The organism is Hymenobacter sp. FMD4 (assembly GCF_058932745.1).
In genome coordinates, this window is the sequence record NZ_JBZYWH010000008.1 from 32,319 (window position 1) to 45,697 (window position 13,379).

Consider the following 13,379-nt stretch of genomic DNA (forward strand, 5'->3'; position numbering starts at 1 on the left):
TTGCCTATTGCTACGCCCATGTTCCTGAAGGTATGTCTGTCGCTCATGCTGGCGCTGAGCTGGATGACGCTGTACGCGCAGACGCCTTCCGCGCCTACCACTTACACCGACGCCAAAAAGGGCTACCGCGTAGCCTATCCGGCGGATTGGCAGATAAAGGAAGGCGAGGGCCCTGGCGCGCCCACTGTGTTCTATGTCGGACCCAATCGGCTCGCGCCTTTGGCGGATGTATCCTTGCTGGTGCGCCAGCTGCCGGCGGTGCGTCGCAATCAGAATTTGCTGACTACGGGCGAGCCAGACTCGTTGCGCCGCCGCATTTTGCGCTTGCCCGAAGGCCGCGTACTCATGCTGGATGCGCACGATGAAGACGGCTACCAGGAATTGCGCTTCGACTACACTTACACCCCCGAGGGCGGTACCCGCACCCGGGTAATTGGCCGGCGCTTCTGGCGCAACGGCTACGACTACCGGCTGGAGTACCGGGCCGCGGCCGATCTGGATGCGCGCATCCGTTTGCAGGGCCAGTTGCTGCTCGAGTCGTTTGGCTTCGTGGGCGGGGCGGCAGCACCAGCCAGCCCCGCGACCCGCCCGGCACCCGCCCGCCCAGCACCAAGCAGCGCCCCATCCTCCACGGCGGGGTGCGACGACAAAATGTACGGCATTGCGGCGCTGCGCTACCGCAACGGTCAGTGGGAAGACGATTGCCGGACCATCCACGAGTTTTCGGTCGCCAACCCTGCGGCCTCACCCAAGGTTCACCGCCGGGTGCTGCCTTTCCAGTCCTACGCCCTCACCAAGGGCTTCGACAACTGCTTGTACTCCGTTACCAAGGCGCCTACCGATCAGCCCGAATACTTGTACCGCTACAACCCGGCCACACGCCAGGGTAGCTACACTACCTGGCAGCTACCGGCTCAGGGCTCCGAAAACGTCTGGATTTCGGCCGCTACCGATGAGCGCGGCGACCTGTATTTCATCACCTCCGATGGCAACCTGCTGGTGCGGGTAAATCCGCGCGACAACAGCGTGAAGGTGCTGTGGACCACCGACCCCGTGGCGCGCGCGCCTTACTATCCGGCCATTGCCTTCTCTGGTGCCGGTACCCATGCCAATTTTAGCCTCGACGACGCGGGCACGCTCTGGCAGGTGTACAGCACCGATGGCTCCCTGCTGCGCATCGATCTGAAAACCCAGCGCGCGTCGCCCGATCTGCTGCCCGTCGACGGTCTGCCCGAGCGCGGCGGCTACAGCGACGTGCTGATTCAGCAGGGGGCCGGCGGTCAGCGCGTGATGTACCTGGCCGGCCCGAAAGCCCTCTACCGCGTGGATATGCAGCGTCGCCGCGCCACCCAGGTGCGCCGCGGCAGCTACACCGATTTGGCTGGCTGCAACCTATTTCAGGCCAACGAAACGCCGCCCGCTGCCCCTGCGGCACTGGCCACCGCTAGCTGGCAGGGGCGCGTGCTCGATGCCAGTACGATGCTACCGCTTTCGCAGGCGCAGTTCCGCTTGCGCATGGGCAGTGCTGCGGAGCAAACCGTGCCGCTCACCGAAAACGCTGCCTTTGCCTTGTCGTTCACCCCGGGCCAGGTCTATCAGGCCCAGGTGGAAATGCCCGGCTACCTGCCCCTCGATAGCGCCCTGACTCCCCGAGCCGGCGCCACGGCCCAAGACGTATTGCTGCGGCCGCTTACCATCGGGGCCACGCTGCGGCTGGATCGGGTGCAGTTCGCGCAAGGCCAGGCCGTGCTGCTGCCCGAATCATTTCCAGCCCTGGACGGCTTGCTGGCGCTGATGACAACCAATCCGCGCATGACCATTGAGCTGCACGGCCACACCGACAACGTCGGCTCGCCCAAGAAGAACCTCGAACTCAGCGAGCAGCGCGTGGAAGCGGTGAAAGCTTATCTGGTAGAACGTGGCGTGTCGGCCGCGCGCATCAGGGGCATCGGCTTTGGTAGTACCCAGCCGCGGGCCAGCAACGAGCGGGAATTTACCCGCAAGCTCAACCGGCGAGTGGAAGTGCGCGTGACCGGGTCGCGCTAGAATAACCGCTCGTACGGCGAGCCAGCATGAGCACCACTGGGGCTATAATCCGGGCAGAAGTGGGCTATTCTGCTTTAGCGGGGACTACTCGGCTTACGGGGGCTTGGGACCAGCGCCCCCGGCAGCTTAAGTCCGTGTTCGGCGAGCAATTGCTTCATACGGACGCCGGTGTTGCCCGTGTCCCACACCGCGCGCTTGCCCGTAAGGCTGCTGATGATTTGGTCGTGAATAGCGGAGTTTTGGAACGCTAGCGCCGCCCGGGTCAGCATGTACATATGCTGGCCGTCGTTTTCGATGCGGTACACGCCGTCGGCATCATGATAAGTAGGGCGGGTGCTGGCCAGTCTCTCCAGTATGGCCGGCTGGGCAGCTGCCAAGCGGTGTTCGGCTGCAAAGTCCAGAAACGTTTGTAAGAGCCCGTTCTCCGTACGGCCAATGTTTTGGGCGCACACCTGCTCGAGCTGCGGGCTGTTTTGCTGCTTGAGGTGCTGCAGCATGGCCCGGATGATTTCCTCGTTGAAGTAAAAATCGGGTGGGCTGCCGTACCAGCTTCCTTGTAAGAGGCCCCGGGTAAAGCCGGCCGCGGCTTCCTGTGGTCGGTCCCGGGCGAGGCGCTCGGTAAGTGCCAGGCTGGTTGTCTTGTGCCGCACCCAGAGGTCCAGTATTACTTCCTGGTACACGGGGGCGTACTTCTCGGTGAGGCACTCGGCTACGGTTTCGGGAACTGCCTGACTGCGGCACAGCTGGCTTAGCAGGGCAGCGGAGCGCGCATCCTGATAGCTAATTAGGGCCAGGTAGTAGTCACGATTGGTTTCGCGTCCGGCGTGTTGTTCCAATAGCGGCCAAAACTCCGGGTGCGGAAACCAGGAAACCGCTCTGAACGCCCGAGGACCAAACCCGGCAATCAGGCTTACATCCGTGGCTTTGCGGTACTGAGCCAGGGCCACCAGGGCCTCCTCCGAGGAGTCGCGGAGGCACACGGCACGCACGGCGGCGTAGTTGGGCGGGTAGGCGGCATTGTGGGCCAAAGCAAAAGAGAGAAGCGGGTGCGCAGGCTCCCGGCGTAACAGCAGGCTATCCATGCCGCGGCGCTGGCGGGCGAAAAACACGCTGTCGGCAATGGATGCGCCTTGCACGCGTGCCGACACCCGCCGGTATAGCACGGTTGCGAGGTCCTCCGACGAAGCCTGCTTCTGGCGTAAACGGCTCCTATTGGAATCTGCGGCTCCCCAGGCATCTTGGTCGGTGGGGGCAGCTGCCGCGCCCGCGCCAAAGTGCAGGCTTTGCGGATTCTGCAGCCACTGGCCAAACAACTGCGTGAGGCGCGGGTAGCGGGCATCGGCGAGGGCCCAACTGGCGTAGCCGCTCACGGCCGGGTGGGGGTGGCGGCTCAGCGCCACCTGCTGCGCCTGCGACGTGGCCGCTCTCAGCTGCCTCAACAACTCGTCTTGCTGGCCCACCCCGCGGTAGCCCATATGGGCACTGCCGGGCTCCAGCGAGGCCTGTTGGATTTGCTGAACCACCCGCGCTGCCTGGGCCGTTAGCTTCTGTGCGTGGCCGCTGGTGAGGGCGCTCAGCATCAGCGCAACCGGTAGTACAAGTAATTTCATGGAGTGAAAGCAGAGCCCTTGCCAGCCGCTGGCTTTTGTTTAAGCTGATTGGACCAGTAAAGATACCTGCGGCTCTGCATCTTTGCGCTATGCCCCTGACCACCCTTCGCGTCCCCGAACTCTCGCTTATCCTGCTCATCGGCACCACCGGCTCCGGCAAAAGCACCTTTGCCCGGCGGCTGTTTCGCAGCACCGAAATCGTTTCCTCCGACCACTGCCGCGCCCTCGTGGCCGATGACGAGAACGACCAGGCCGCCACGCCCGACGCCTTCGACCTGTTGCACTACCTCGTGGCTAAGCGCCTGAAGCGCGGCCTGCTAACGGTGGTAGACGCCACGAACGTGCAGCCGGAGTCGCGCAAGTCCTTGGTGGAGCTGGCGCGGCAGTATCACTGCCTGCCCGTGGCTGTGGTGCTGGATGTACCCGAAGACGTATCGGCTGAGCGCAACCGCCTGCGGCCCGACCGCCAGCAGATGGGCCGGCACGTGCTGCCCATGCAGCGCCAGCAGCTGCGTAAGAGCCTGAAGCGGCTGCGCGAGGAGGGCTTTCGGCAGATCTACCACCTGCACGGCCCGGAGGAAATTGACGCGGTGCAGGACATCTACCGCGACCCGCTCTACAGCAACCGCCGCTTCGACCACGGCCCCTTCGACATCATCGGCGACGTGCACGGCTGCTACCAGGAACTGTTGGAGCTGTTGGCCGAACTGGGTTACCGGGTGGAAAACGAACCGGTGCAGGACGTGCGCGACCTGGGCATCCGCGTTACGCCACCCGAAGGCCGCCGGGCTTTGTTTTTGGGCGATTTGGTCGACCGCGGCCCGGCTTCACCACCAGTATTGCGGCTGGTGATGAGCATGGTGCGCAGCGGAGCCGCGCTGTGCGTGCCCGGCAACCACGACATCAAGCTGCTGCGCCACCTCAACGGCAAGAACGTGGCCGTGAAACACGGCTTTGCCGAGACGCTGGAGCAGTTGGCCGCCGAACCGGAAGCCTTCAAAAGCCAGGTGCGGCAGTTCATCGACGGCCTCGTCAGCCACTACGTGCTCGACGACGGCCGCCTAGTGGTGGCCCACGCCGGCATGCGCGAGGAAATGCAGGGCCGCGGCTCCGGCGCCGTGCGCGCCTTCGCCTTGTTCGGTGAAACCACGGGCGAAACCGACGAATTCGGCCTGCCCGTGCGCTACAACTGGGCCGCCGAGTACCGCGGCCGCGCCATGGTGGTGTACGGTCACACGCCCGTGCCCCAGCCCGAGTGGCTCAACGGTACCATCGATATCGACACCGGCTGCGTGTTTGGCGGGCAACTCACGGCCCTGCGCTACCCCGAGCGTGAGCTGGTATCGGTGCCGGCCCATGCGGTGTACTGCGAGCCGGCCCGGCCGCTGCACCATGCCCAAGTGGCAGAGGATGCGGCCCAGCTTTCGGCTCAGCAGCAACACGACGAGCTGCTGGACATCCGCGACGTAACCGGCAAGCAGCAGATCCGGACCCAGCTGGCGCATTCGGTGACCATCCGGGAGGAAAACGCCATTGCGGCCCTGGAGGTGATGAGCCGCTTTGCTCTCAATCCGAAGTGGCTGCTGTACCTGCCGCCCACCATGAGCCCCTCGGAAACTTCGGCGCTGCCCGATTTGCTGGAGCACCCCGCCGAGGCTTTCGACTATTACAAGCGCCAGGGCGTAGAGCGCGTGGTGTGCGAGGAAAAGCACATGGGCTCCCGCACTGTGCTGGTATTGGCTCGCGACGAAGAAGCCGCCCGCCGCCGCTTTGGGATAGTGGGCGAGGGATTCGGCAAGTGCTACACCCGCACCGGTCGCAACTTTTTCACCGACCCCCACCTGGAGCTGGCTTTCCTCACCCGCGTGCGCGACGCCTTCACCGCGGCCGGCTTTTGGGAGCAGTTCAGCACCGATTGGGTGTGCCTCGATGCCGAGTTGCTGCCGTGGTCGGCGAAGGCACAGGAGCTAATCAAGAACCAGTACGCCGCCGTGGCTGCCGCTGCCACCGCCGCGCTGCCCCAAGTACAGCAGGTGCTGGAGCTGGCCATAGCCCGCGGCCTCGATGGCTCCGAGGCCCTGCTGAGTCACTACACCGCCCGCCGCACCGCCGCCGAGCAGTACGCCCAGGCCTACCGCCGCTACAGCTGGCCGGTGCATTCGTTGGCTGATCTGCGCTTGGCGCCCTTTCACCTGCTCGCCACCGAAGGCCGCACCTACTTCGATAAAGACCACCAGTGGCATATGGAAACGCTGCGCGCCCTATGCGCTGCCGACCCCGGCCTGCTGCTGGCCACCAACTACCGCGTAGTCAGCTTGCAAGACCCCGCCGCCGTGGAAGAGGCTATCAACTGGTGGACCGACCTTACCGAGCGTGGCGGCGAGGGCATGGTGGTCAAGCCCTTTGATTTTATTGCCCGTACCCGCCGCGGGGTGGTGCAGCCTGCCCTGAAGTGCCGCGGCCGCGAGTACCTGCGCATCATTTACGGCCCCGATTACCTGTTGCCCCAGAACCTGGAGCGCCTGCGGGAGCGGGGCATCAAGAGCAAGCGCAGCCTCGCGCTGCGGGAATTTGCGCTGGGAGTGGAAGGGCTGGAGCGCTTCGTGGCGAAGGCGCCGCTACGCGAGGTGCACCAGTGCGTGTTTGGCGTACTGGCGCTGGAAAGCGAGTCGGTGGACCCGCGGCTGTAACAAACTTAACAACCGGAACGCCTGCGTAGGGCACGACATGTCGCGTCTATGCAGGCGTTCCGGTTTTCAACCAGGCATTTTACTGCCCCATGCTCTTCTCCCGCGCCGCCCGGAACTCCGAGCCGGCCCGCCACTGCGGAAACGTAGTTTCACTGGCCAGGCGCTGGCCCACGCGGTAATACAGTTCGGCGTCCTGGGCAATGCCCATCAAATTCCAACTCGGGTCGAATTGGTCGGCAGGCTTGTGATACATGTTGGTGGTGTAGTTCTGGCGCTGCTCGGCAATGTATTCCTTGCCGCGGGTGCGGCTTTCGTAGCCGCCGCTGGCGTAGAGCGAGGGGACGCCCACGTGAGCAAAGTTGAAGTGGTCGGAGCGGTAGAACATGCCGGTTTCGGGCGTCTGGTCGGGGAGGAGGTAGCGGTCCTGTTCCTTGGCGGCAGCGCGGGCGTAGTCCTCTAGCTCCGACTGGCCGTAGCCGATAACGGTGAGGTCTTTCATCGGTCCGTAGGGCCAGAGCATGTCCATGTTCAGGTTGGCCACGGTCTTGTTAAGCGGAAATACCGGGTGCTGGGCGTAATAGGCCGAGCCCAGCAGGCCTTGCTCTTCGGCCGTTACGGCCAGAAATACGATGCTGCGCCCGGGCTTCTGCGAAGCTTTCTGAAACGCTTCGGCAATGCTGAGCAAGGCCGCCAGGCCGGTGCCGTCGTCCACCGCGCCGTTGTAGATGGAGTCGCCGGCAATGGCTTTGCCTACGCCGAAATGGTCCCAGTGGGCCGAGTAGACGATGTATTCATCGGGGCGCGTGGTGCCGGGCAGAACGGCCAGCACGTTTTTGCTGGACTGGCGACGGAGCTTGTTCTGAATGCTGACCGACACGGTAAGACCGCCGAGCGGGCGCGGGCGGAAGCCGGGCTTGTTAGCGGCCGCGTAGAGCTGGTCGTAATTCATGCCAGCGGCCTGAAACAGGCGCTTGGCGGCATCTAATGACAGCCAGCCCTCAATCGCGCACTTATCAGCCCCTTTGTTGGCTGTCTGGGCGCGCAGCTTCGGGCTGATGGCCCCGCTCAGCACCACCGACCACGGGTAAGCGGCCGGCTTGGTGTCGTGCACGATGAGCACGCCGGCGGCCCCTTGGCGGGCAGCTTCCTCGTATTTATAGGTCCAGCGGCCGTAGTACGTCATGGCCTTGCCCCGAAACAGGGTGGTGTCGTTGCCGGCGTTGCCGGGGTCGTTTACCAGGATTACCACGGTTTTGCCCTTCACGTCGAGGCCGGCGTAGTCGTTCCAATTGTACTCGGGCGCTACCACGCCGTAGCCAGCAAACACCAACGGTGAGTTAGTAAGGGCCACTTGCGGCTGCTCACGCTGCGTGAAGGCCACGAAATCGGTTTTGTACTGAAAGCTCAGGCTCTTGCCCTTGCCTTTGATTTGCATGTTAGCTGCGGGCGTACCGGTGATTTCCACCAGCGGCACTGGCTGGAAATAGCTGCCATCGGGGCCGGGTTGCAGGCCGAGCCGCTGAAACTGCTCGGCCAGGTAGCGCGTGCTGCGTTCTTCGCCCTCGGTAAAGGGCTTGCGGCCCAGCATTTCATCGGAAGCCACGGCCTGCAGGTAGTGGCCAATGGTGGCTGCACTGATGGCTTCGGCTGGGGCTGCGGCGGGCACGGTTTCGGCGGTTGCCGTGGTGGGAGCTTCAGTGGCGGTAGTGGACCGGGTCTGGCAGCCGGTCAGCAATAAGCCCACAAGGCCGAGAGGAGCGAGGCGGTGCAGCATGCGGTGGTAAGAAGGAGTGGGTAGCATGGGAACGGGGTGTCTGGCAGGTTGTGGTTCAAGGTAATGGTTGTCAGCGGAAGACGTGGCGCGTGGGTAGCGTGCATCCCAGGAAAAGCAAAGCGCAGATGTCCTTAACCTTCCCATCATCAAACCATGACGGAAGCATAACCCGCAAGTAATCATCAGGTCATGGCTACGGCCGAATTTCGGACCTGGAGCAACCCTGGCCTGATATGATACGCATTCATGATGCATCGGCTTCTCCGGCCTGGCTGCGCCGGATTGGCTACGGACTTTTCCAACTCGCCCTCCTGGTAGCGTACCTCGCCGGCTCGCTGGCCGCGTGGAAGCATGGCCTGCACGGCGCCGGCCGCCAGACGTGGTGGCCCAGCCGCCCCGTACGGTTCAAAACCCACCCGGCATGAAGCAGCGCCGCCTCAAACGCCGCCGCCTCGACGTGGCCGTGATTTCCGACGTGCACCTGGGTACCTACGGCTGCCACGCCCCGGAGCTGCTGCGCTACCTCAAAAGCATTAAGCCCAAAGTATTGGTGCTCAACGGTGACATCGTGGATATCTGGCAGTTTAGCAAAAGCTATTGGCCGGCGGCCCACATGCGCGTGGTGCGCCACCTGGCCCACATGGCTGCCAAGGGCACCCGCATCCACTACCTCACCGGCAACCACGACGAGCTGCTCCGTAAATTCGCTGGCACCCGCCTCGGCGCGTTCAGCATTGACAACAAGCTGGTGCTCGACCTGCCCCACGGCCGCACCTGGCTGTTCCACGGCGACGTGTTCGACGTGACCATGCGCCATTCGCGCTGGCTGGCCAAACTCGGCGCCGAAGGCTACGACCTGCTGATTCTTATCAACCGCCTCGTCAACTGGGGCTTGCAGAGGCTGGGCCGCCCGCGCGTGGCCTTGTCCAAAATCGTGAAGGACCGCGTGAAAAGCGCCGTGAGCCTCGTCAGCGACTTCGAAACAACGGCCGCTACCATCGCCGCCGACAGTGGCTACCAGTACGTGGCCGTCGGGCACATCCACTGCCCCGAAATCAAGGCTATCGGCACCGAAAAAGGCAGCGTAACCTACCTGAACTCCGGCGACTGGGTCGAGAACCTCACCGCTCTCGAATACACCACCGATGCGGGTTGGCTCCTCTACCGCTACCAAGACGATGCGCGTATGCACAACCAAGCTGAGCCCGAACCCGACGAGTTGGACCAAGCAGCCGATGCGCTGCCTGCCACCTTACTTGATGGGCTATTGGCGGAGATGCGCTTGAGCGGGGCCAGATAGGGCGGAGGAGCCATTAGGATTCAGAGCGTTATGTCTCGATAAGCTCGACGCGACGCGCTTTCAAGGTCGATCAGAACCACATTAGTAAGGGCTGTCGACCACCCCAGCCAAGCCTGTGGCTTGGCGTCCCCTTCCTCAGCCGAGGAGGGAAGTTTATTCAACGACATTCACTTTTCATCTTGCCTCGTATTCTCTACGCCATTCAGGGCACCGGCAACGGCCACCTCAGCCGCGCCCTCGATGTGGTACCCTTGCTCCAGCAGCGCGCCACCCGCCTCGACGTGCTGGTGAGCGGCCCGCCCGCCGATCTGCCATTGCCTTTTCCGGTGCGCTTCCGCTGTCACGGCATGGGGTTTATCTTCGGCAAGAAGGGCGGGGTAGACTTCGTGCGCACGTTCTGGCAGCTGAAGTCGACCAAGCTAATGCGGGAAGTAAACCAGCTGCCGGTGCAGGACTACGATTTGGTTATCAGTGACTTCGAGCCGGTGTCGGCGTGGGCGTGCAAGCTGCGGCAGGTGCCCTGTGTAGCCCTAAGCCACCAGAGCGCCGTGCTGCACCCCGCGGCCCCTGCCCCCGATAGCTCCGACGTGATGGGCCGCGGCGTGCTGCGTCACTACGCGCCCAGCACCGCCCAATACGGCTTTCACTTCGACCGCTACGCGCCGGGCATCAGCACGCCCGTCATCCGCCAGCAGGTGCGCCAGCTGCAGCCCCAGAATGACGGCCACTACACCGTGTACCTGCCTGCTTTCGATGAGGAAACGCTGGTGAAGCGCCTGCGCTACCTTAGCCGCTCGGCGCGCTGGGAAGTGTTCAGCAAGCATAGCCACACCGAATCGGAGCATGACAATGTGCTGGTACGCCCCGTGAGCGGGGCCGCCTTTCTCGACAGCCTCAGCCGCAGCGCCGGCGTGCTCTGCGGCGCCGGGTTCGAAACACCCGCCGAGGCCCTGTTCCTTGGCAAGAAGCTGCTGGTGGTGCCCATGAAAAATCAGTATGAGCAGCAGTGCAACGCCGCCGCGCTGGCGCACTTGGGCGTGCCGGTGGTAAAAAGCCTTAAAGACAAGCACCTGGCTACCCTCGACCACTGGCTGCACCATGGACACACCGTACCGGTGGATTACCCCGACGAAACGGCCGCCGTCATCGATCAGCTGCTGCTGGAGCAGTTGCCGGCGGGCGTCAGGCCGAGGAGCAACAGCAAGAAAGAACGACTAGCGCCCCTCATCTAAGAAGGGTAGCTTTCCAACCGTACCGGCAGCCAACCACTGCCCGCTGCCGCCGTTATCCCGTGCATGTCTGATTACCTCGCCGCCAGCCTGCCGCCGGCTTTCTTTCCTGCCACTACCCCGAGCGCTTTTAGCCGGGCCGATTTTGGAGACGATTTTCGCTGGGGCGTAGCCGCGGCGGCGTACCAGACCGAAGGGGCTTGGAACCTCGACGGCAAAGGGCCGAGCATCTGGGACGCATTTGTACGGCGCCCGGGCAAGATCAAGCGCCGCGAGCATGCCGATGTTGCCACCAATTTCTACCACCGCTGGCCGCAGGATCTGGACCTTATGCGGCAGCTGGCCATCGATAATTTCCGCTTTTCCGTGGCTTGGTCGCGGGTGCTGCCCACGGGCACCGGCACCGTGAATCCGAAGGGCCTGGATTTTTACGACCGGCTTGTCGACGGCTGTCTGGAGCGAGGCATCACGCCTTGGCTCACGCTCTATCACTGGGACCTGCCACTGGCCTTGCAGCAGCGTGGCGGCTGGCAAAACCGCGCTGTGGTGGGCTGGTTCACCGATTACGCCGAACTGATGGCTCGCCGCCTCGGCGACCGGGTGCAGCACTGGATGGTGCTCAACGAGCCGATGGTGTTCGTAGGTGCCGGGCACATGTTGGGCATTCACGCGCCCGGCCGGCGGGGCCTTGGCTCCTTTCTGAGCAGTACCCATCACGCCGCGCTGGCCCAGGCTGCAGGCGGCCGCGCCCTGCGCGCCGCGCTGCCCGCTACGGCCCGCATCGGCACCACCTTTTCCTGCTCGCAGGTGACGCCCTGGCGCCCCGGCCTGCCCCGTGACGAACGCGCCACCCGCCGCGCCGATGCCCTGCTCAACCGCCTGTTTGTGGAGCCCGCGCTTGGCCTCGGCTACCCCGTGGCTGATTTGCCCCTGCTCGGCTGGATGGACCGCTACATGCTGCCGGGCGACGAGGCCCGTTTGCCTTTTGACTTCGATTTTTTGGGCGTGCAGAACTACACCCGCGAAGTGGTGCGCCATTCGCCTTTCGTGCCTTTGCTGTGGGCCACGCTGGTAGGGGCCGCCCGCCGCCGGGTGCCGCACACCGTGATGGGGTGGGAGGTGTATCCCGAAAGCCTGCACCACATGCTGCACCAGTTTGCGGCCTACCCGAACGCGCCGCGTCTGCTGGTAACTGAAAACGGCTCGGCCTTCCCCGACGAGGCACTCACTCCCAATGGCCGGCTGTTTGATCCGGCGCGCATGGCGTTTTTGCAGGCCTGCATCGGGCAAGTGCTGCGGGCCCGTCGAGAGGGAGTGCCGGTGGATGGCTATTTCGTGTGGTCCTTTACCGACAATTTTGAGTGGGCCGAAGGCTACGGCCCGCGCTTCGGGCTGGTGCACGTGGATTATGAAAGCCAGCAGCGTACCGTAAAGGACTCGGGGCGGTGGTACGGGGACTTTCTGGCGGGACAGTCCCTGTCGACCGGTGAAACTGCGGCTCTGAACGTCAGCAATTCTCCGCTTCAGCAATCCGTCTGAGTTTCTGACCCGGGTGTTTGATGCTGCCTACAGCTTACCTCAGCAGGCTGAATGCGGCTATTTATTGCCCCTTTAAGAACTCAATCGTGAATATTTGATGCTGTAAATCAGTACAGTGTGAAGAAGGTATCATAAGTTTCAATAATTATTGAAACTTATGATACCTTTGAGGCGAACAAGGATCAGGGCTAACCCTGGCCCGCCTGAAACGCCTCTAGCTATGACTCCCATACGCATCATTCTCGCCGGTGGAACTGGTTTTCTGGGTCAGTGCCTCATGCGGCATTACCTCGACCAGCCGGTGGAGCTAGTGGTGCTGACGCGCACGGCGCGTGCTCCGCACGACAATGTGCGCTACGTGAGCTGGGATGGGCGTAGCGTGGGAGAGTGGGCGCAGGAGTTGGAGGGCAGCCGCCTACTGATAAATCTGGCTGGCCGCTCCGTCAACTGCCGGTACACCCCCGAAAACCGGCGGGAAATAGTGGATTCGCGAGTGCAAAGCACTCGTGTGCTGGGAGAGGCCTTGCAGCATTGCGCCACCCCGCCGCCCTTGTGGATCAACGCCGGTTCGGCTGCCTTTTTTGGTGACCCCGGCGACCGGGAAGTCAACGAGTACAACGCGCCCGGATCGGGCTTCTCAGCCGAAGTCTGCCAGCAGTGGGAGGCCGCCTTTGCTGCCGCCGACACTCCCCGTACACGGAAAATATTCTTGCGCATCGGCTTAGTACTGGGCCTGCCCGGCGGCGTGTTGCAGCCCTTCGTGCGGGTGGCGCGGTGGGGGCTAGGCGGCACCATTTGGCGTGGTACACAGGGAATTACCTGGCTGGATGAAATCGATTTTTGCCGGCTGATTGATTGGCTGGAGGAGCGTCCTGCGGTGCAGGGCGTCGTCAATGCCGCCGCGCCCAATCCGGTTTCTAATGCCGAGTTCATGCGCGAGCTGCGCCGGGCCGTGAAGGCCCCCATCGGGCTGCCAGGCTGGGCGCCGCTGGTTCGGGTGGGCACCTGGCTGCTGGGCACCGAGCCCGAACTGGTGCTGACGGGCCGTTACGTCACCTCCGAGGTGCTGCGCCAGCACGGGTTTGCTTTCGACTTTCCGCACTTGCGCGGCTCGCTCCGCCGCATATTTCACTAAGGCTTCGATACTGCCCGCCATTCGCTTGTAAGCTTCGGCTGAAGGCTCAAGCTAAA

9 protein-coding genes are annotated in these 13,379 nt (G+C 63.5%); 7 read left to right on the forward strand and 2 right to left on the reverse strand.

Going from position 1 to position 13,379, the window contains the following annotated elements; genetic code table 11:
* Positions 1 to 18: 18 nt before the first annotated feature.
* Entirely contained in the window at positions 19 to 2,046 is a 2,028-nt protein-coding gene (locus AC5FXY_RS09830; RefSeq protein ID WP_493556494.1) for an OmpA family protein, read from the forward strand.
* Positions 2,047 to 2,120: 74 nt separating this feature from the next.
* On the opposite strand, the gene AC5FXY_RS09835 is transcribed toward AC5FXY_RS09830, so the two are convergent.
* Positions 2,121 to 3,656, reverse strand: coding sequence for a hypothetical protein (locus AC5FXY_RS09835; protein ID WP_493556495.1), 1,536 nt, complete (start codon positions 3,654 to 3,656; stop codon positions 2,121 to 2,123).
* Between the two features lie 89 nt (positions 3,657 to 3,745).
* Here AC5FXY_RS09835 and AC5FXY_RS09840 point away from each other — a divergent pair, with 89 nt between their 5' ends.
* Positions 3,746 to 6,346: a polynucleotide kinase-phosphatase gene (locus tag AC5FXY_RS09840; RefSeq protein ID WP_493556496.1), complete on the forward strand. Its 2,601-nt coding sequence runs from the start codon at positions 3,746 to 3,748 to the stop codon at positions 6,344 to 6,346.
* A 79-nt stretch (positions 6,347 to 6,425) separates the two neighbouring features.
* Here AC5FXY_RS09840 and AC5FXY_RS09845 read toward each other — a convergent pair whose 3' ends face one another.
* Positions 6,426 to 8,147, reverse strand: coding sequence for a M28 family metallopeptidase (locus AC5FXY_RS09845; protein ID WP_493556497.1), 1,722 nt, complete (start codon positions 8,145 to 8,147; stop codon positions 6,426 to 6,428).
* 206 nt (positions 8,148 to 8,353) lie between these two features.
* Here AC5FXY_RS09845 and AC5FXY_RS09850 point away from each other — a divergent pair, with 206 nt between their 5' ends.
* The 5 genes from AC5FXY_RS09850 (at position 8,354) to AC5FXY_RS09870 (ending at position 13,323) form a co-directional block, all read left to right on the forward strand.
* Positions 8,354 to 8,545: a hypothetical protein gene (locus AC5FXY_RS09850; RefSeq protein WP_493556498.1), complete on the forward strand. Its 192-nt coding sequence runs from the start codon at positions 8,354 to 8,356 to the stop codon at positions 8,543 to 8,545.
* Positions 8,542 to 9,420 (forward strand): UDP-2,3-diacylglucosamine diphosphatase, encoded by an 879-nt coding sequence (locus AC5FXY_RS09855; RefSeq protein WP_493556499.1) that lies wholly within the window; start codon positions 8,542 to 8,544, stop codon positions 9,418 to 9,420. Before AC5FXY_RS09850 ends, AC5FXY_RS09855 begins: the two co-directional genes overlap by 4 nt.
* 179 nt (positions 9,421 to 9,599) lie before the next feature.
* Positions 9,600 to 10,652 (forward strand): glycosyltransferase family protein, encoded by a 1,053-nt coding sequence (locus tag AC5FXY_RS09860; RefSeq protein WP_493556500.1) that lies wholly within the window; start codon positions 9,600 to 9,602, stop codon positions 10,650 to 10,652.
* Between the two features lie 63 nt (positions 10,653 to 10,715).
* A complete protein-coding gene (locus tag AC5FXY_RS09865) occupies positions 10,716 to 12,188 on the forward strand; it encodes a GH1 family beta-glucosidase (protein ID WP_493556501.1) in 1,473 nt (490 codons plus the stop codon).
* Between the two features lie 220 nt (positions 12,189 to 12,408).
* Positions 12,409 to 13,323, forward strand: a complete 915-nt coding sequence (locus AC5FXY_RS09870) for a TIGR01777 family oxidoreductase (protein WP_493556502.1) — start codon at positions 12,409 to 12,411, stop codon at positions 13,321 to 13,323.
* The last annotated feature ends 56 nt before the right edge of the window (positions 13,324 to 13,379 follow it).

Excerpts from the sequence above, each read along its gene's own strand:
- AC5FXY_RS09830 (WP_493556494.1), top strand. The coding sequence starts at position 19 with ATGTTCCTGAAGGTATGTCTGTCGCTCATGCTGGCGCTGAGCTGGATG.
- AC5FXY_RS09835 (WP_493556495.1), bottom strand. The coding sequence starts at position 3,656 with ATGAAATTACTTGTACTACCGGTTGCGCTGATGCTGAGCGCCCTCACC.
- AC5FXY_RS09840 (WP_493556496.1), top strand. The coding sequence starts at position 3,746 with ATGCCCCTGACCACCCTTCGCGTCCCCGAACTCTCGCTTATCCTGCTC.
- AC5FXY_RS09845 (WP_493556497.1), bottom strand. The coding sequence starts at position 8,147 with ATGCTACCCACTCCTTCTTACCACCGCATGCTGCACCGCCTCGCTCCT.
- AC5FXY_RS09850 (WP_493556498.1), top strand. The coding sequence starts at position 8,354 with ATGATACGCATTCATGATGCATCGGCTTCTCCGGCCTGGCTGCGCCGG.
- AC5FXY_RS09855 (WP_493556499.1), top strand. The coding sequence starts at position 8,542 with ATGAAGCAGCGCCGCCTCAAACGCCGCCGCCTCGACGTGGCCGTGATT.
- AC5FXY_RS09865 (WP_493556501.1), top strand. The coding sequence starts at position 10,716 with ATGTCTGATTACCTCGCCGCCAGCCTGCCGCCGGCTTTCTTTCCTGCC.
- AC5FXY_RS09870 (WP_493556502.1), top strand. The coding sequence starts at position 12,409 with ATGACTCCCATACGCATCATTCTCGCCGGTGGAACTGGTTTTCTGGGT.